The organism is Aeromonas sp. ASNIH1, assembly GCF_002934285.1.
Taxonomy (GTDB): domain Bacteria; phylum Pseudomonadota; class Gammaproteobacteria; order Enterobacterales; family Aeromonadaceae; genus Aeromonas; species Aeromonas caviae.
Genome location: NZ_CP026228.1, coordinates 4,399,051 through 4,417,004 on the forward strand (window position 1 = coordinate 4,399,051; position 17,954 = coordinate 4,417,004).

Below are 17,954 nucleotides of genomic sequence, written 5' to 3' on the forward strand. Positions count from 1 at the left end.
AACGGGAGTGATGGGGCGCATGCTAACCAAAGCCCCTGCCAAAACCAAGGGGCCCGCAGGCCCCTTGTTCTCTTATGCGACTGCCACGGCGCTATACGCCCGGGCTTTGCGCAAATGGTAACCGGAGAAGATCAGGAACCAGAGCCCGCTCACGGTGAAACCGGCCAGCGCGGAGTGCATCAGCCCCATCACCAGGTAGCCGAGCGCAGCGCCAAAGGCGATGGCCAGGGCATAGGGCAGTTGGGTCATCACGTGATCGATGTGATGGCAACCGGCCCCGGTGGCAGACAGGATGCTGGTGCTGGAGATGGGGGAGCTGTGATCCCCGAACACGGACCCTGCCAGTACAGCGGCCAGCATGGGCAGCATCAGACTGATGTCGCTGGCGGCCGCCATGTCGCCGGCGAGCGGCAGCATGATGCCGAAGGTGCCCCAGCTGGTGCCGGTGGCAAACGCCATGGCGCAGGAGAGCACGAAGACCACGGCGGGCAGCACTTCCACCGGCAGATTGCCATTGGCCAGGGAGGCCAGGTATTTGCCGGTTTCCACATCGCGCACCACGGCGCCTATGGTCCAGGCGAACAGCAGGATGTTGATGGCGGGCAGCATGGCCATGATCCCCTGCGGAGCCGCCTTCATCCAGTTGCTTGCCCCGAGCTTGAGGCGCATGGCCAGACCGATGGAGACCACCAGGCTGCACAGGGCACCATAGACTAGGGAGGAGCCGACATTGGTGTTCTCGAAGGAGCCGAGCACGCTGAACGGCAGCCCCTTGTCGGCCAGCACCGCAGCCCCGGAGTCAATCATGAAATAGACGGTGGCCAGGGTCAGGGTCAGGATGGGCAGCACCATGTCAATCATGCCGCCATTGCTCTCTTCCGGACTCTCCATGTCGAGCCCGATGGGGCGCCCCTTGGACTCGTCCCACAGCTTGCCCTCCAGTGCCCACTGCTCATGCTGACGCATGGGGCCGATGTCGAGCTGGAAGGCGATCACCACCAGCACCATGATCAGGGTGAACACCGCATAGAGGTTCATGGGGATCATTTCGACGAAGGCGGAGATGGGGCTCTGGTCGGTCAGACCATGAGCCGCCATGATGCCGCCGACGAGGGCGATGATGTAGGCCCCCCAGGAGGAGATCGGCATCAGCACACAGACCGGCGCGGCGGTGGAGTCCAGCAGATAAGCCAGCTTGGCGCGGGAGATCTGGAAGCGATCGGTCACCGGACGGCAGATGGCCCCCACCGACAGGCTGTGGAAGAAGTCGTCGATGAAGAAGGCGAACACCATCAGACCGGTCAGGGACTTGGCACCCTTGCGGGTCTTGGCGCGGCGCTCCGCCCACTCGGCAAACGCCCGGGTCGCACCGGAGACGCTCATCAGGCTGATGAGGCCGCCCAGCAGCAACATGAAGAGGATCATGTTGACGTTGTCACGATTGAGCGCACCGTCGACCCAGAAGATCCTGAGCACGGTATCGAGCATGTAATGCAGGGACGCAAGGGGAGAAAACTGGTTGAGCAGCAGGCTGCCTGCGACTATGCCCACCCCCAGCGACACCAGGACGCGGCGAGTGATGATCGCCAGCGCAACGGCCAACAGGGGGGGAACGACGGACCAACCGGAGTCGGCGTAATGAACGATGTCCATGATCTCTTTGCACCTAAAGACAACAGGTGGAGATCTACCGAGAGGATCAAAGAAACAAAACCCATGGGGAGGGTATACTCCTCAGCCCCTTCAGGTAGCGCTCCATAGTGGATGACTATGGCAGTCCTGCACCTATTAGATGCAGAACCAGCAACCCGGTATGATGGCCTGGTCACTTCGGCGCCGACTCCTTTCATCGAGCATCGCAGGCATCACCCTCCACTCGGTTACTCATAGGCAGCGCGCCTCTACTTAAAGGTATTCGCGGCACATTTTATCGAGCCGCCGGGTGATAGCAAGTTTTTTGATTAAATTTCGAGGTTTCTGAGGCGCCCACATCTTCAAAGATAGTCAAATGGTTCATCAAAGACTCCGCTGGCGATATTTTCATCTGACACGAGCCCATTCGAAGATGTTGGCCCGTCAAAGGGATAAAAATACCCTTCATATCTATTTCAAGACTTAATTTATCAGCCTAATTAATTATTTTGGCAGGCTTGACTTGGTGCCAATCACCCCTATAAATTATCGAAAAACCAGTTCTTCCCTTAATATTTTGCTCGCGTGGTAGCCAATATGAACGAATTTCTGAAAGTGCTGTTGAATATCCGTAGCCTGCGTGCAGCTTGCCGCGATTTGACGCTGGAACAACTGGAAGAAGGCTTGGAAAAGCTCTCCGCCATCGTCGATGAACGTCGGCAAGATGAATCCGCCGAACGCCAGGCCCGTGAAGAGCATCAAAAGAAAATTGCCGAATATGCCGAAATGCTGAAGGCCGCAGGGATCGATCCCGCCGAATTGGTCAACACCGTGGTTCCCGAGAATACCAAGGTCAGCAAACGTGCGCCCCGCCCCGCCAAATATCGTTATCTGGACAATGGCGTGGAAAAAACCTGGACCGGTCAGGGCCGCATGCCCTCGGTCATTGCCAAGGCCGTTGCTGAAGGCAAATCCGTGGAAGCCTTTGCCATCTGACAGCAATATCAGGCCCCTTTCCACAGCAATAAAAAACCTCGCAAGGCGAGGTTTTTTATTGCCGCTTCGAGCGTTGGTCAGCCTCTGTCAGCCGCCTTGACCCAGAGGATCTCCGGGGTACCCGACGATACCAGCAGGTATCGGGCGATGGTGAAAAACCAGTCGCTCAGCCGGTTGAGGTAGGGCAAAACGGCCGGATTCACCCGCTCTACGCGGCTCAACCCAAGCAGCAGGCGCTCGCAGCGACGGGTCAGGGTACGTACCACATGTGCCTGGGCCGCCGCCCGCGAACCGCTCGGCAAAATAAAATTGCGCAGCACCGGCAACCCGGCACTGTAGGCATCGATCTGTTGCTCGAGCCTGTTTGTCCAAGCCTCATTCACCTGCCACAGCGTATCCGTTTGTGATTCACTGGAAAATGCCAGCTCCCCGCCCAGATCAAACAGCTCCTGCTGCAACAATATGAGATCGGCCAGAAGTGTACTCTCCCCGGCGGGTATTTCAGCCATCAACAAGCCTATTTGGGAATTCAGCTCGTCGATGGCACCATAGGTCTCGACACGTTTATCGTCTTTGGCCAGGGAAGTGCCATCGGCCAGTCGCGTGAGCCCCTTGTCCCCTTGCCTTGTATATATTCTCATTCTGACATCCTGTTAATAATGGGAATAATCATGGACTCGAGTCCATTGAGCTTCCTGATTACCCATGACCCTCAGCCAGCTTCAAGAGCCGATATGGCATCGGAGGGCTTGCCACGACTGCATGCCCCAATTCAACCAACATGCTCTTGAGGTCAAAACGATGATTAAACCGGAAGCAGTATTCCGCAAGATGCCTTGGTAAATGCTTCGCTCCGAGCGTATGGCAACTGCCCCGCAGCGAGTTTTTCACATTTCCTATCATCGTGTTTACCCAGTTGAATGCCGGATGATCCAGCCAGTCCAGGTTGCCCCCGGTGACAACACCCAGGTGCTCACAATTGGCCTCCTTGACCGCTTTGAAACAGGCCAATCCATCGGATATCACCGCGCTACCACTGGCAATATGCCGTTTTGCCCAATCAGCAACGGACTTGGTTTTGAAACCATCGACCACCGTCATCCGCATCTTGATTGGATGTCCTTCCTTGTTCAGGGCCACTGCTGCCACAAACGGCGTCTTGCCTGCCGCGCCCCGACCCCGTTTACCACCACGGCGCTCGCCACCCCAGTAGACATCATCGAGCTGAATGATGCCGCTGATGGGCTGCTTGTCATCGGACTCTTTCATGGCTTGCAGCAGCTTGTGCTTGAGCATCCAGGCGGTGTCATATTTGACGCCCAACTGGCGCTTTAGCTCCATCGCTGACAAGCCTGTTTTGGTTTGTGACAACAGGTGCATTGCCAGAAACCACTTGGTCAGTGGGAGCTTGGTGTTTGCGAAAATCGTGTTTCCAGTCAATGACATCTGGTGACGGCAGTGATTGCATTGCCACACACGTGGCCGCCTTCTCAGGCGACAACAGGTCTTGTTGGCACATTCAGGGCAGACAAAGCCGTTAGGAAAACGCCAAGTGAACAGCGCGTTTTCGCACTGAGCCTCAGTGCCATAGTCCTTGAGAAACTCAAACAGGCTGTAGCCTTTCTGGAATTGGATTTTGCTTTTGGCCATGATCTCGCACCTCGATAACTGTACGTAAGATCAGTATAGTTCGTGGTAACTGACTGCTAATCATGGGTAATCAGGTTGAGCTTTATCTCGTAGGCCAGTGCCAGAGACTGGCCCAGGGTATCGGCCAGAAAACCGCTTCGCGCCATCCATACCAGATAGGGTTCGGGAATATCGATGATGCGCCGCCCCTTGTATTTCCCGTAAGGCATCTTGCTGGCCAGCGTCAGCAAGATGCGCTCATCGCTGAGTCCATCCATATCAATCGATATTCAGGTATTTATGGGTCTGGATGGAGAGTCGCCAGTTACGGGCGATGCAGGTCGCCATGGCCAGCTCCGTGGCCCTGGCTTTCTGGCTGATGGGTTGCAGCGCAATCATCACATCGGGGCGCAGCCGGGCGGTGGCCAGCAGGGCATCCAGCTCCTCGATATGGTGCTCGGTGGCCACCGGATGCTTGATCTCGTTGGCCCGTTCGAGGGCAGAGACCAGCACCGGCAACCCACCCTTCATGCCGATCTTGGGGGAAACAGTCACCCAGGTCTGCTCATGGGTCAGCACCTCGCTGGTCCCGCTGGTTTCGATCTGCACCTGATAACCCGATGCCACCAGGGCCGAAGAGAGCTCGCGCAAGTCGTAGAGGCAGGGCTCACCACCGGTCAACACCACGTGACGGGCCCGGTAACCGAGCCGGGTAAAGCTGGCCAGGATATCTTCCGTGCTCATCTTGCTCCAGCCGTCGGACTCATTGGAACGATCGAGCACCTCGCCAGGGGCCACCTCACGCTCGGGGTCCACCACCCAGGTGTGGCGGGTATCGCACCAGGGGCAGCCCACCGGGCAGCCCTGAAGGCGAACGAAGATGGCGGGCAGGCCGGTAAATACCCCCTCCCCCTGGATGGTCTGGAAGATCTCGTTGATTGGGTAATGCATCTTGGTCACGACTTGCTGCAAAAGGGGCGGATTATACCCCAAACCCGGGCTAGGCACAGGCTCAGGATCCGCTTTTCTCGCCCAGTCCGCTCTTCTCGTAAAGTCTGGCACGGATGCCGGTCTTGTCAGCCAGATAGTGATCCAGGCCACGGCGACGCAGCTCGCAGGCCGGACAGGCCCCGCAACCATCTCCCTGGATTCCGTTGTAGCAAGTGAGCGTCTGGTGACGCACGGTATCGAGGTGACCGTGATGATCCGCCAGCGCCCAGGTTTCGGCCTTGTCGAGCCACATCAGGGGGGTTTCGAAGCGGATGGGGCGATCCAGCCCCAGGGAGACCGCCTGATTGAGCGCCTTTACGAAGTCGTCGCGGCAATCGGGATAACCGGAAAAGTCGGTCTCGCACACCCCGGTGATCACCGCTTCGGCGCCCACCTGATAGGCATAGATGGCCGCCAGGGTCAGGAACAGGATGTTGCGTCCCGGTACGAAGGTGTTGGGCAGGCCGTTCTCCTGAAGCTCGAAGCTCACCGGTATGTCGTCCCGGGTCAGCGCAGAGATGGCCAGCTCCCCGAGCATGGTCACATCCATTACCTTGTGGGCGGCGATCCCGAGCGCCGTCGCCAGATGGCGGGCGGTGTCAATCTCCGCCCGATGGCGCTGGCCGTAATCGAAGGTGATGGCATGCACTTCGTCATAGCGGGCCTGTGCCTGCACCAGACAGGTGGTGCTGTCCTGCCCGCCACTGAAGACCACGACGGCTTTTTTCATGTTTTTCACTCCTCTGGGCAACTCAACGGCGGCGGCCTTGTGCAAAGTCATGCCACTGCCGGTTCAAATGGGTAAACAGGGTCATCAGCGGGGCGAAGCGCTCAGGCTCTCCTTCCCACCGGGACAACAGATGGTAGCCCGCTTCCAGGGTGGACAATGCCTCCTCAAAGGGCTTCTTGCGAATGGAATATTGTCCGGCAATGGCGCCGAGGGTGATCCGCGGCAACCCGAGCAGTGCAGGCGAGCTGTGCAACATGCGATAGGCTTTGCGCCAGGTACCATCGAGGAGGATGAAGTGGGCTCGCACGGTGCGTCCACGCCTCAGGAGATGCTCCCTTGCCTGTATCAGGGTCAGGGCCTCCTCATCGGGCCACAGCACGTAGCACTGGACAGCGGGGTCGGCAAGCAGGACATTGAGCCCTTCGTCGTCGGAAAAGTCCTCCCCCACATGGATGCGCACATCGGTCAGGGACGCCGCCAGCAACGCAGCCGTCCCCTTGGGGTGACCTACTTCGGCAGGGTGTTGCAGGATATGGAGCGCAGCCAGGTTCGGCACCCGCTGAATATAATCGCACAGGCACGCTTTGAGGGCCCGGGTACAGCGTGTACAGTATCGGCTCTCTTTGTCGTTGGGCTGCTTCATGTTGTCAGGAAAATCGGGTCTGCTCTGGGTCATCGCGCTTTCGCTCGTCACTGCCTTGCTCTTTTTCACCGTGCCAAATCATCAGCTCGCCTTCGATCGCGACCTGATCGCCCAGGGCGAAGGGTGGCGCATCATAACAGGCAATCTGGCACACACCAATGGATGGCATCTGCTGCTCAACCTGAGCGGTCTGGCCGTGCTCTACAGCCTGTTTCAGGAGTACCTGACGAGATGGCGCCTGCCCGTGCTGTTGCTGCTGCTGGGAACGGCGGTCGGACTCGGCATCTGGTGGGGCTGCCCGCAAACCCAGTGGTACATGGGACTCTCCGGCCTGCTGCACGGCTTGTTCGTATGGGGTGCCATGCAGGACATCCGCTTTCGCCGTCACTCCGGCTGGCTGATGCTGGCGGGCGTCGCCATCAAGCTCGGTGTGGACTTTTACAGTGCCGGCGAGAGCCCTGTCTCCGCCTTGATCGGTGCCAGGGTACACATCGAGTCACACTTCATCGGTGCACTCGCCGGCCTGCTGCTCGGTTTCTTCCCCATTCGTCTGGACGCCCAGGCCGTCCACTCCTGAGCTCCCCATAGGCAAGGCAAGCCCACGGCCAAAATGCAGCAGGCCGGATCTGGGATCCGGCCTGCGCTCATTCGCCCATTACGCCGTTACCGGCAAAGCTCGGCATTGATCGCCCCAAGCACGGCGGCGGGATCCGAGGACTGGGTGATGGGACGCCCGATCACCAGATAATCCGCCCCCGCCTCCACCGCTGCCAGCGGCGTCATGACGCGGCGCTGATCACCGGCAGCCGATCCGCTCGGACGAATGCCCGGCGTCACCAGCTTGAATTCGGCTCCCAGCAGCCCCTTCAGCACACTCGCCTCTTCCGCGGAGCAGACCACACCATCCAGCCCGGCCGTCTTGGCAAGGGTGGCCAGGCGGATCACCTGTTCTGCCGGCGTCACATCCAGACCCAGGGGCGCCATGTCGGACTGCTCCATACTGGTCAGCACTGTTACCCCGATGAGCAGGGGCGCCTTGTCGCCGTATGGCAGCAACGCCTCTCTGGCGGCACGCATCATGCGTTCGCCACCGCTGGCATGGACATTCACCATCCAGACGCCCAGTTCCGCACTGGCCGCCACCGCCTTGGCGACGGTGTTGGGAATGTCGTGAAATTTCAGATCCAGGAAGACGTCGAACCCCTTGGCCACCAGTTGACGAACGAACTGGGGACCAAACAGGGTAAACATCTCCTTGCCTACCTTGAGGCGGCACTGGGCCGGTGAGATCTGCTCAATGAAGGCAAAGGCGTCGGCTTCGTGCTGATAATCCAGCGCGACCAGTACTTTGGGGTCTTGCATGTCACTTCCTATGGATTGTTATGCCACAGCCAGGCACAGCAGAGCCGGGGCCCGGTTGCACGCTGGCATCTGAAATTCTTGGGTATCCGTGCTCGCCCGGGCGTGCTGGCCTCGCTGGCGTTTACTCTCCATCCAGCCCTCGGATCGGCTTGATGGTGCCCCACTGCCGGCAGGAAGGGCATTGCCAGAACAGCGAATGGGTGGCAAAGCCGCACTGGCGGCACTTGTGGGTCGACTTGATCTTGATCTGCTCACCGACCAACTGTTGCAGCAGCTCCAGGCTCTCCTTGGCAGGCCCCTCCTCGGCACTGGCCAACTGGAAACCGACCAGCTGATAAAACCCCTTCATGGAGGGGTGGCGACGCAGTTGGCGCAGCACCAGCGCACGGGCCTGACTCAACCCATCGCGTGCCTCCACCAGATTGGCCAGCGCCAGGGTCACGCTGACCCCCGCATGATCCTCTACCGCTTTTTCAAGCAGCGGGATAAGCTCCTGGCTGCGACCAAGCTGGCGATAGCATTCGAGCAGTTTTGGCATGGCTTCGGAGGCAAAGTCGATGTCCTGCTCGAACACCCGCAGGAGCTCCTTGGCCGCATCCTCGAACCTGCCCTCCTCCATCGCCAGATCGGCCAGCCGCAAGCTGGCGCGGGCACAGGCCGGGTGGGCACCGAGCGCACGCTTGAGCTTGGCGATCCCCGCAGGCTTGTCGCCATCGCGCAAGGCACTCTCCGCCTGTTCGCAATAGAAGTGGGAAATGGGCTCGGCCAGCTTCTTGCCCTGGAATTTCTGCAGACGCACCGCCACGGCGATGGCATTGTCCCAGTCACGCAACTGCTGATGAATGATCAGGAGCTGTGCCAGAGCCGTCTCTTCGAAATCGCTGTCATCACACAGCTCTTTCCAGAGTGCTTCGGCCCGATCGAGCAAGCCGGCAGCCAGAAAGTCACGGGCCAGCTCCTGCAAGGCAAGCTGACGCTGCTCACGGGTCAGCTGACGGGCGACCAGGTTCTGGTGGATCTTGATGGCGCGATCGACCTCGCCCCGTTGACGGAACAAGTTGCCGAGGGAGAGGTGGGTTTCGATGGTTTCGCTGTCGACTTCCAGCAGCTGGATAAAGAGATCCACCGCCTTGTCCGACTCGTCAGAGAGCAAATAGTTGAGGCCCGCCACGTACTGACGGGAAAACTGGTTACTCTGTTGCTGGGTGTCCTGGCGAACACTCCTGCGGCCCATGTACCAGCCATAACCGGCGGCGATGGGCAACAGCAGGAAAAGCAGTTCAAGCATCGAGGGACATTATTCCTTGGCTGTCGACCGGGCAAGCTCCAACTCGCGAGATTGACGACGCATGGTTCGGTTCAGGGTGCGATTTTGCAGTTTGAGACGCAGGAACAGCAGACCAAACACCAGCAAGCCCAGCAGAAAACCGCCGGCGAAGAAGAACCCCAGCAACATGGAGAGCGAGAACTCCCCCTGGGCAATCAGGTAGTTGAACTGCACCAGCTGACCATTTTGAGAACCGATGGCAAGGGTCAGGACAAACACCAGCACCAGTGGAATGAGGGCCAAGATACGCTTCATGGGAGCTCCCTGTCTGTAGCGAATGAGTGACTGATTATCCTTAAAATCACAGGCAGACTCTAGCGCGAATGGGAAAAGAGTGTGAGAAACCCGACAACGGGCAGACTCCAAAACATAAAAATGAAAAAGGCATACTCAGGTATGCCGTTTTCTGCATTATTCGATGATGTTGACGCGTTCGCGCAACTCTTTGCCAGGTTTGAAGTGCGGGACATATTTCCCGGTCAGTTCAACCTTGTCCCCGGTCTTGGGGTTGCGACCCACGCGGGGCGCACGATAGTGCAGCGAGAAACTGCCAAATCCTCGGATTTCAATCCGGTCGCCGTTTTGCAAGGTCGATGCCATCTGCTCAAGGATCTCCTTGATGGCGGCTTCGACATCCTTGGCCGGCATATGCATGCGGCTGGCTGCCAGTTGTTCGATGAGATCTGATTTGGTCATAAGGTTAAATCTCCTTCCCCGATCACATGCAATAATCATTTTGCCAAGATAAAAAAGGGCGGCGCAATGCCGCCCTTTTCTTGCATCAAGGATTACTCACCCTTGGCGGCTTTGAACGCTTCCATCATGGCATTGCTGAACACAACTTCTTCTTGTTGGTTCAGGCTGTCGATGGCAACACGCTCATCAGCCTCGTCCTTGGCACGGACAGACAGGCTTACGGTGCGGTTCTTGCGATCAACGCCCATGAATTTGGCTTCAACTTCGTCACCAACAGACAGCACCAGAGTGGCGTCTTCTACGCGGTCACGAGCAGCGTCGGAGGCACGCAGGTAGCCTTCTACGCCGTCAGCCAGTTCGATCACGGCACCCTTGGCATCAACCTCGGTAACCTTGCCCTTCACAATAGCACCTTTCTTGTTGTCAGACAGGTACTTATTGAACGGGTCTTCTTCGATCTGCTTGACGCCCAGGGAGATGCGCTCACGCTCCGGGTCCACTTGCAGAACAACGGCTTCGATTTCGTCGCCCTTCTTGAATTCACGCACGGCTTCTTCGCCCTGGTTGTTCCAAGAGATGTCAGACAGGTGAACCAGGCCGTCGATGCCGCCATCCAGACCGATGAAGATACCGAAGTCAGTGATGGACTTGATCTTGCCGGAAACACGGTCGCCCTTGGCGTGAGTTTCGGCAAACAGCTGCCACGGGTTGGATTTGCACTGCTTCAGACCCAGGGAGATACGACGACGCTCTTCGTCGATGTCGAGAACCATCACGTCAACCACGTCGCCAACGTTGACAACCTTGGACGGGTGGATGTTCTTGTTGGTCCAATCCATCTCGGATACGTGTACCAGGCCTTCCACGCCTTCTTCGATTTCAACGAAGCAGCCGTAGTCGGTCAGGTTGGTCACGCGGCCAGACAGACGGGTGGTCTCCGGGTAACGCTTGGCGATAGCAACCCAGGGATCTTCGCCCAGCTGCTTCAGGCCCAGGGATACACGGGTACGCTCGCGGTCGAACTTCAGAACCTTGACAGCGATCTCGTCGCCAACGTTGACGATTTCGGAAGGATGCTTAACGCGCTTCCACGCCATGTCGGTGATGTGCAGCAGGCCGTCAACACCGCCCAGATCTACGAATGCACCGTAGTCGGTCAGGTTCTTGACGATACCCTTAACTTCTTGACCTTCTTGCAGGTTGGCCAGCAGGCTTTCACGCTCGGAGGTGTTCTCGGTCTCGATCACGGCACGACGGGAAACAACAACGTTGTTGCGCTTCTGGTCCAGCTTGATGACTTTGAACTCGAGTTCTTTGTTTTCCAGGTGAGCGGTGTCACGGATCGGACGCACGTCAACCAGAGAACCCGGCAGGAAGGCACGGATGCCATTCAGTTCAACGGTGAAACCACCCTTGACCTTGCCGTTGATGATACCGATAACGGTAGCTTGCTCTTCGTAAGCTTTTTCAAGCTGCAGCCAGGCTTCGTGGCGCTTGGCTTTTTCGCGGGACAGCTTGGTTTCGCCGAAACCATCTTCGATAGAGTCCAGAGCCACGTCAACGGAGTCACCTACGTTGATTTCCAGCTCGCCCATGGCGTTCTTGAATTCTTCAGCCGGGATAGCAGACTCGGATTTCAGACCGGCATCAACCAGTACGAAACCGTTCTCGATAGCAACGACAGTGCCCTTGACGATGGAACCTTGACGGGTTTCAACGGCGTTCAGGGACTCTTCAAAGAGTTGAGCAAAAGATTCGATCATTGTTTATGTCACAAATGAAACATCCACTTGCAATCCGGCACAAGCGGGGTTGTTTTAAATTATCTGCGCCATCCTTGGTGCAGACGACTGACATCAGTTTGCGCTGACATCACCAAGTTGTTGCTCTGCATAGGCAAGCACCGTTGCCAGCACTTCATCTATGGTCATGGACGTTGAGTCTACAACAAGAGCATCTTCCGCGGGTTTCAGAGGAGCGACGGCGCGATTTCTGTCGCGATCGTCACGTTCCCGAATCTCGGTTAAAAGACGCTCAAAGTTAACATCAAAGCCCTTATCTTGCAACTGCTTATAGCGGCGCTGGGCCCGCTCCTCGGCGCTGGCGTCGAGGAAAATCTTCACATCCGCCTCGGGGAAAACCACGGTGCCCATGTCGCGACCGTCGGCGATGAGACCGGGGGCTTGGCGAAATGCTCGCTGACGGCGCAGCAGGGCTTCACGTACCCGGGGAAACGCCGCAATTTTGCTGGCCGCGTTGCCCACTTCTTCAGTACGAATGGTGCGGGAAACATCCTCCCCTTCGAGGATCACCTTGACCAGCTCCCCTTCTACCTGGAATTGCACATCCAGATTGGCGGCCAGGGGAACCAATGCGGCTTCGGAATCGAGCTCCACATCGTGATGCAGGGCTGCCAGGGAGAGCACCCGGTAGATGGCACCGGAATCGAGCAGGTGCCAGCCCAGTTTTTCAGCCAGCAACTGGCACAAGGTGCCTTTTCCTGCTCCACTTGGGCCATCAATAGTCATCACGGGGGCCATCTGAGCCATAACGTTTCTCCTGCGCATTCGGCATCTTGACTGGTTGCACACATCCCTGTCGGGATGGGTTAATGGGCGCCGATTATACCCGAATGCGCCGTCGCTGGCAGTTGTCAGGGCACACAATTGCGCAAAAGTCGTCGTGATTGCACCTATTCTGACCAATCGGGTTAACCCACTTCTCACGCAAGGTTTTGTTCTTATGGTTGTTCCGGACAATGCGCGCTAAACTGGCCGCCCTTTTTTAAGCAGCTGTAGTCAGGAGCAACCATATGAGCAGCGTTACCCTCGTGGCCAAATCCAAGTTGCCGACCCCCTGGGGCACTTTCACGCTGGTTGGTTTTCAGGAAACCGGCACTGGCAAGGATCATGCCGCGCTGGTGATGGGCGATATCGCAGACGGCGAACCCGTGCTGGGACGCATTCATTCCGAGTGTCTGACCGGGGATGCCCTGTTCAGTCTGCGTTGTGACTGCGGCTTCCAATTGCAGGCCGCGCTGGAAAACATCGCCAAGGCGGGCCGCGGCGTCCTGCTGTATGTCCGTCAAGAAGGGCGAGGCATCGGCTTGCTCAACAAGATCCGGGCCTATCATCTGCAGGATCAGGGGGCCGATACCGTGGAGGCCAACGTGGCGCTTGGTTTTGCCGCCGACATGCGCGACTACACCATCTGCGCCGACATGCTCAAGGCGCTCGAGGTCAAGTCACTGCGCCTGATGACCAACAACCCACGCAAGTTGAAGGCGATGGAATCCTTTGGCATCCCGGTGGCGGAGCGCGTGCCCCTTCAGGAAGGTCGCAATCCCCACAACGAGTTTTATCTCTCCACCAAGGCAAACAAGCTGGATCACCTGTTCAAGAAATAAGGTTGCATCCACCTTGTCAGCATACGCCTCCAGATTGGAGGCGTTTTTATTGGTGATACCACTGAATCATTCAGTATCTGTAGCGCAATGATGAGACACATCCCCTTGCGCCAGCAAAAAATCCCGCAATGCCCGGTTCGCCATGGAGAGCGGATCCCCCCGCCGCCAGGCTACGCAGAGATCCAGGAAGATGGGGGGTGAAAAAGGGATGCCGGTGAGGGCCGGCTCCTCTTCCAGCGCCATGCGCAGGAAGGTGGTCACGGCGAATCCCTGGCGCACCACCGCCTTGAGCAGCGGGATGAGATTGCTTTCGAACGCGATGTCAGGCTCTACCCCCAGCCCCTGCGCCAACACCTCCATGTGTTCCCTGTGGTAGAAGCCTCGCCGGAACATGGCGAGCTCCTGGCCGAAGAACTGTGGCAGCGAGACCGCCTCAGCGCCACGCAGGGGGTGCTCCTCCCCCACCACCATCAGCATCTCTTCCCGCAGCAGCTGCGCCCCCTCGAGGGCCGGTGGCAGATCGCTGGTGATGAGGATGGCGAGATCCAGACTGCCATCCACCATGCGGCTGAGCAGCTCCCGGGTGCCCGCCTCCTCCACCCGGATCTTCAAACCGGGGTAGCGATGCTTGAACGCCATCAGGATTGGCGGGAAGTAATAGGATCCCATCATGTAGGGGATGCCGATGCGCACCTCCCCCCGCTCCAGCCCCTTGAGCTCGGCCATCTCGGCCTCGGCCTGGTGCATCTGGCGCAGCAGCCGTTCGGCGTGGCGGCAAAGGACCTCTCCCTCCGGGGTGAGGCGCACGCTGCGATCCTGTCGGTCAAACAGCCGCAGATCGAGCTGCTGCTCCAGCTTGGCGATGGCCATGCTGACAGCAGGCTGGGCCACGTTCAGCCCCTGGGCCGCCCTGGTGAAGGAGCCGGCATCGCGCACCGCCAGCAGGTATCCGAGCTGTTTCAGATCCATATCAATTTCATTTATCAGGGTAATAACTTAAATATATTATATTTATACGTTTCGTCGCACTACCCTGCACAAAAGTCGTCGGGACAACTCCATATGATCGAAGTAGGCAGTCGCGAATGGATACGTGCCACCCTGGCTCTCAGCCTGGGCTCCTTCCTGGTATTCCTCAATCTCTACCAGACCCATCCCCTGCTGCCACTCCTGGCAGAGGTTTTCTCCGTCAGCGCCCTGTCCGCCAGCTGGACGCTGGCAGGCTGCACCGCAGGGCTTGCAGGCTCCCTGCTCGTCTGTGCCCGTCTGGCTGATCGGTTCGGACGGCGGCGGATCATGCTGTGGACCCTGGCGGCCGCCATCCTGCTCTCCCTGTGCATCCCCTGGGTCACCCACTTTGATGTGCTGGTGAGCCTGCGCATCCTGCAAGGCGTCCTGCTGGCAGGGCTGCCCGCCACCGCCATTGCCTACATGGGGGAAGAGTTCAGCAAACGTGCCCTCATCGTAGCCGTCGGCGTCTATATCGCGGCCAACTCCCTGGGGGGCATCGCGGGCCGGGTGGTCGGCGGTCTGCTGGCTGGCTGGTTTGGTGACTGGCAGCACACCTTCCTCGGTATCGGGATCATCAGCCTCGCCCTGCTGCCACTGGTCATCTGGCTGCTGCCCGCCCAGCGCTGCTTCGTGGCCGTGGAGGCAGCGCCTGGGCAACTGCGCCGCGCCATCCAGAGTCACCTTGGCAATCCCCTGCTGGTGGGGGCCTATCTCATCGGCGGCCTCAACTTCATGGTCTTCCTGAATCAGTACAGCTATCTCACCTTCCTGCTGGCCAAGGCCCCCTTCTCCCTGCCGACCCAGTGGCTCGGCATGCTGTTTCTGACCTACCTCACCGGCACCGTCGCCTCTTCACTGAGCGGCCGCGGGGCCCATCGCTGGGGAGCACATCGTCTGCTGCTGGCGGGAATAACCTTGATGGCACTCGGCAGTCTGGCCCTGCTGCAGGGGAGCCTTGTCGCCATCATCGGGGGATTGCTTGTCTCGAGCTTCGGCTTCTTCCTGGCCCACGCCTGCGCCAGCGCCTGGGTCGGCCAGCACGTGGAGCACAACCGGGCGCTCGCCTCGTCGCTCTATCTGGTGGGGTACTACCTGGGAGCCAGTCTGGGTGGGCTTTATCTGCACCCCTTCTGGGAGCAGGGGGGGCTCTGGGGTCTGGTGCTCGGCATCGAGCTGGTGTTGATGATCACCGCGGGGTTGAGCCTCTGGCTCGGTCACTTGAAAGGACGTGTGGCGCCCGCTTGTACGTTGACGCCACAGGGTCAGGCTCCCGTCAACGGGCTCTCCCCTCACAGACCGTCATAATAGTCCGCCGGTACCGGCACCACGGCGCCGGTGCAGAGCTCTTCGTCTATCACCTCCTCAAGCGGGCGCAGATGAAACTTGATCTGCCCAGAGGGCAGCATCAATCCTATATCCGGATTGCGTTCGTCATCGATGTTGCCGGTCTTGAAGGGGACATCGGGATGCGTCGCCACCAAGGCCGTGAGCGAGGGCACCACCAGCTCGATATGTTCGAGCCCGGCCTGATGGCTTCGGCCCGCCTTGGGGGCGGCCAGTTCGATGCAGGGGACGGTCACCTGCTCCCAGCAGACAGGCTGGTGCAAGCGATAGGTGGCGATGGGACGACCGCCTATCATCCCCTCCACCAGCAAGACTCCGTGGGCGGCCAGCACCGCTTTCAACTCCAGATATTCCGGCAGGGTGGCGGCGCGGTAGCAGAGGTGATCCACCACGGGGGAGCCATTGACTCCCATGACGGCATGCATTTCCGTGAGTAGTTGACAAACAAATGGGGCCATGGGCCCCAGTGTGGAATCCAGGGGATGTGACATGATCACCATTTCTTCTTGGGTTGGAACAGGACGTCCAGTTCGTCCGTCTCTTTGTCCTTGATGTTTTGCAGCTCCTTCTCGCTGTGCTGCTGCAGGTGTTCTTCCAGCTGGCGCATCCCCTGACGCATGTCCTCTTCCCGCGCCAGCAGGTAGGGATCCTTGTCGGTGACATTGGCCAGCGCCCCCAGCCCCTTGGTGTAGAGCTGGCGGCAGGTGCCGTACTGCCCCTGGATCTGGGCATCCATGGCACGCTTGAGCAGGTTGGCGATGTTGATCTTGAGCTGCATCAGCTCGAGGCGGCGATCCTCCTGGGCAAAGCCCTGGGGATCTATCTTGCCCTTGTTGTGCTCGACCCGCAGCACGGCCCGCATCTTCTTCGCCAGTTGCAGCATCTGGATGGCCTGGCGGTCGGACTCCGGCGTCTTGAAATGCCCCTCGTCCTGGCTGCTGTAATTCTCCTGCACATTCTTGATCTGAAGCAGGACATCGGCGATGCGCTGCTTGACCTGCGCATTGGGCATCACCAGCGCGATGGCGCGGTAGGCATCCAGGATCCGGTGTTGCAACAGCAACACCATGTTTTTGGAAAAGGGCACCAGGTTGACGTTCAGCAACACCTCTTCGGTCTCGTCTGCCACCGCCTTGTGACGGGCAATGGCCTGGCGCTTGTCCGATTCGGCCTTCTGCTTGTATTGCTGCACCACGTTATAGGCGATGACCAGAAACAGGAGTGCGCCGATTGACAGCAATATCAGAGTTAAAATCATAGGGTGTTCACACTCCAGTCCCAATCCAATTGCGAGATCCTACAACAGCTTAGCCTCATAGGGTAGCGCCCAGATCCCGTATTGCCTCACAAGAACGCTCGCAGGCGGTGACCGCATCCGGTGCGTCATGCTCCATATCGCCCGCCGCCCCCATTACTTGAGGCAAAAACCCTTCGACTGCAGGAATCCCAGCATGAAGGGCCTCGCCTCCTTGCCCAGAATCCCCCTGATCTGCCCGCTCCAGGTCTGATCCTTGTTGTTGCTGCTGCGGGCCTGGTAGTAGTCGTGGATCTGCCCGTCGTACCGGGCCAGCAGGGCGCGGTCCAGGGTGGCAGGATAGCGGTTCTCGTGCACCACCAGCGCCCGGGGCAGCCGCGGTTTTTGCTCCGGCCGCTGGGCGGGATGACCCAGGCAAAGGCCAAACAGCGGGATCACCTGATGGGGCAGACCCAGCACCTCGCTCACCTCGGCCGGATTGTTGCGAATGCCGCCGATATAGACCCCCCCCAGCCCAAGTGACTGGGCCGCCAGCAAGGCATTTTGCGCCATCAGGGCGCCGTCGATGGCCCCGATCATGAGCTGCTCCACAAAGCCGGTGCGGGCCTCCGGCACTATCTGGCTATGACGATGGTAGTCGGCACAAAACACCAGAAACTCCGCCGCTTCGACCACATAGGCCTGATGACCGGCCAGCTCCGCCAGGGTGGCCCGCAGCCCCTTGTCGGTGACCCGGATGATGCTGTTGGCCTGGAGGAAGCTGGAGCTCGCGGCGCTCTGGGCGGCGCTCAGGATCTGATCCAGCTGCTCTGCGCTGACGGGCTCTGGGGTGAACTGGCGAATGGAGCGATGGGAAAGAATGAGATCGATGGTCGGGTTCATGGTACCTCCGGGATGAAGGTCACACTCTACCCAAAAAATGCGGGGGGCCCA

At 59.0% G+C, this 17,954-nt stretch carries 21 protein-coding genes and 1 riboswitch; of the genes, 4 read left to right on the forward strand and 17 right to left on the reverse strand.

Annotation, left to right across the window (positions count from 1 at the left end; translation table 11 throughout):
- Positions 1 to 72: 72 nt before the first annotated feature.
- Complete coding sequence (locus tag C2U37_RS21290; protein WP_041211545.1) at positions 73 to 1,653, reverse strand: Na+/H+ antiporter NhaC family protein; 1,581 nt, start codon at positions 1,651 to 1,653, stop codon at positions 73 to 75.
- An 87-nt stretch (positions 1,654 to 1,740) separates the two neighbouring features.
- A riboswitch (Lysine riboswitch) is annotated at positions 1,741 to 1,912 on the reverse strand.
- A gap of 317 nt (positions 1,913 to 2,229) precedes the next feature.
- Between C2U37_RS21290 and C2U37_RS21295 the strand changes: the two genes are divergently transcribed.
- A complete protein-coding gene (locus tag C2U37_RS21295) occupies positions 2,230 to 2,628 on the forward strand; it encodes an H-NS family histone-like protein (protein WP_041215041.1) in 399 nt (132 codons plus the stop codon).
- Between the two features lie 77 nt (positions 2,629 to 2,705).
- Here C2U37_RS21295 and C2U37_RS21300 read toward each other — a convergent pair whose 3' ends face one another.
- The 6 genes from C2U37_RS21300 to C2U37_RS21325 form a co-directional block, all read right to left on the reverse strand.
- Positions 2,706 to 3,269, reverse strand: a complete 564-nt coding sequence (locus tag C2U37_RS21300) for a cob(I)yrinic acid a,c-diamide adenosyltransferase (RefSeq protein ID WP_104453012.1) — start codon at positions 3,267 to 3,269, stop codon at positions 2,706 to 2,708.
- Positions 3,270 to 3,327: 58 nt separating this feature from the next.
- On the reverse strand, positions 3,328 to 4,278 hold the full coding sequence (locus C2U37_RS21305) for an IS1595-like element ISKpn3 family transposase (RefSeq protein WP_005342491.1): 951 nt from the start codon (positions 4,276 to 4,278) through the stop codon (positions 3,328 to 3,330).
- A 56-nt stretch (positions 4,279 to 4,334) separates the two neighbouring features.
- Positions 4,335 to 4,535, reverse strand: a complete 201-nt coding sequence (locus C2U37_RS21310; protein WP_104453013.1) for a DUF3820 family protein — start codon at positions 4,533 to 4,535, stop codon at positions 4,335 to 4,337.
- 1 nt (position 4,536) lies between these two features.
- A complete protein-coding gene (gene queE / locus C2U37_RS21315; protein WP_010674994.1) occupies positions 4,537 to 5,208 on the reverse strand; it encodes a 7-carboxy-7-deazaguanine synthase QueE in 672 nt (223 codons plus the stop codon).
- Between the two features lie 61 nt (positions 5,209 to 5,269).
- On the reverse strand, positions 5,270 to 5,977 hold the full coding sequence (gene queC, locus C2U37_RS21320) for a 7-cyano-7-deazaguanine synthase QueC (protein WP_069785129.1): 708 nt from the start codon (positions 5,975 to 5,977) through the stop codon (positions 5,270 to 5,272).
- A 22-nt stretch (positions 5,978 to 5,999) separates the two neighbouring features.
- A complete protein-coding gene (locus C2U37_RS21325; RefSeq protein ID WP_175429526.1) occupies positions 6,000 to 6,653 on the reverse strand; it encodes a tRNA-uridine aminocarboxypropyltransferase in 654 nt (217 codons plus the stop codon).
- On the opposite strand from C2U37_RS21325, the gene rrtA reads away from it, so the two are divergent.
- Positions 6,619 to 7,197, forward strand: coding sequence for a rhombosortase (gene rrtA / locus C2U37_RS21330; protein WP_233768436.1), 579 nt, complete (start codon positions 6,619 to 6,621; stop codon positions 7,195 to 7,197). The genes C2U37_RS21325 and rrtA overlap by 35 nt on opposite strands.
- Before the next feature lie 86 nt (positions 7,198 to 7,283).
- On the opposite strand, the gene pyrF is transcribed toward rrtA, so the two are convergent.
- The 6 genes from pyrF to cmk all read right to left on the reverse strand — a co-directional run bounded on the left by pyrF (position 7,284) and on the right by cmk (position 12,554).
- Complete coding sequence (gene pyrF, locus C2U37_RS21335; RefSeq protein ID WP_069785130.1) at positions 7,284 to 7,982, reverse strand: orotidine-5'-phosphate decarboxylase; 699 nt, start codon at positions 7,980 to 7,982, stop codon at positions 7,284 to 7,286.
- A gap of 121 nt (positions 7,983 to 8,103) precedes the next feature.
- Positions 8,104 to 9,270 (reverse strand): lipopolysaccharide assembly protein LapB, encoded by a 1,167-nt coding sequence (lapB, locus tag C2U37_RS21340; RefSeq protein WP_010674999.1) that lies wholly within the window; start codon positions 9,268 to 9,270, stop codon positions 8,104 to 8,106.
- A gap of 9 nt (positions 9,271 to 9,279) precedes the next feature.
- Positions 9,280 to 9,564: a lipopolysaccharide assembly protein LapA domain-containing protein gene (locus C2U37_RS21345; RefSeq protein ID WP_104453014.1), complete on the reverse strand. Its 285-nt coding sequence runs from the start codon at positions 9,562 to 9,564 to the stop codon at positions 9,280 to 9,282.
- Between the two features lie 156 nt (positions 9,565 to 9,720).
- The gene (gene ihfB, locus C2U37_RS21350) at positions 9,721 to 10,005 is read right to left on the reverse strand and encodes an integration host factor subunit beta (protein WP_005299934.1); all 285 of its coding nucleotides are present in this window, start codon (positions 10,003 to 10,005) and stop codon (positions 9,721 to 9,723) included.
- A 92-nt stretch (positions 10,006 to 10,097) separates the two neighbouring features.
- Positions 10,098 to 11,768 (reverse strand): 30S ribosomal protein S1, encoded by a 1,671-nt coding sequence (gene rpsA, locus C2U37_RS21355; RefSeq protein WP_010675001.1) that lies wholly within the window; start codon positions 11,766 to 11,768, stop codon positions 10,098 to 10,100.
- A 93-nt stretch (positions 11,769 to 11,861) separates the two neighbouring features.
- A complete protein-coding gene (cmk, locus tag C2U37_RS21360) occupies positions 11,862 to 12,554 on the reverse strand; it encodes a (d)CMP kinase (protein ID WP_041215039.1) in 693 nt (230 codons plus the stop codon).
- Between the two features lie 263 nt (positions 12,555 to 12,817).
- On the opposite strand from cmk, the gene ribA reads away from it, so the two are divergent.
- Positions 12,818 to 13,411 carry a GTP cyclohydrolase II gene (gene ribA / locus C2U37_RS21365; protein WP_010675003.1) on the forward strand — a complete coding sequence of 198 codons (594 nt, stop codon included), beginning with the start codon at positions 12,818 to 12,820 and terminating at the stop codon, positions 13,409 to 13,411.
- 66 nt (positions 13,412 to 13,477) lie between these two features.
- On the opposite strand, the gene C2U37_RS21370 is transcribed toward ribA, so the two are convergent.
- Positions 13,478 to 14,380, reverse strand: coding sequence for a LysR family transcriptional regulator (locus C2U37_RS21370; protein ID WP_104453015.1), 903 nt, complete (start codon positions 14,378 to 14,380; stop codon positions 13,478 to 13,480).
- 93 nt (positions 14,381 to 14,473) lie between these two features.
- Here C2U37_RS21370 and C2U37_RS21375 point away from each other — a divergent pair, with 93 nt between their 5' ends.
- Positions 14,474 to 15,727 carry an MFS transporter gene (locus C2U37_RS21375; protein WP_104453016.1) on the forward strand — a complete coding sequence of 418 codons (1,254 nt, stop codon included), beginning with the start codon at positions 14,474 to 14,476 and terminating at the stop codon, positions 15,725 to 15,727.
- Here the strand turns inward: C2U37_RS21375 and C2U37_RS21380 are convergent.
- The 3 genes from C2U37_RS21380 to nfsA form a co-directional block, all read right to left on the reverse strand.
- Positions 15,712 to 16,266 carry a VOC family protein gene (locus C2U37_RS21380; protein ID WP_199770479.1) on the reverse strand — a complete coding sequence of 185 codons (555 nt, stop codon included), beginning with the start codon at positions 16,264 to 16,266 and terminating at the stop codon, positions 15,712 to 15,714. The two genes, C2U37_RS21375 and C2U37_RS21380, sit on opposite strands and share 16 nt — an antisense overlap.
- Complete coding sequence (locus C2U37_RS21385) at positions 16,260 to 17,024, reverse strand: DNA repair protein (RefSeq protein ID WP_104453017.1); 765 nt, start codon at positions 17,022 to 17,024, stop codon at positions 16,260 to 16,262. The genes C2U37_RS21380 and C2U37_RS21385 overlap by 7 nt, the downstream gene beginning before the upstream one ends.
- Positions 17,025 to 17,177: 153 nt before the next feature.
- Entirely contained in the window at positions 17,178 to 17,903 is a 726-nt protein-coding gene (gene nfsA, locus C2U37_RS21390) for an oxygen-insensitive NADPH nitroreductase (protein WP_010675008.1), read from the reverse strand.
- Between the last annotated feature and the right edge of the window lie 51 nt (positions 17,904 to 17,954).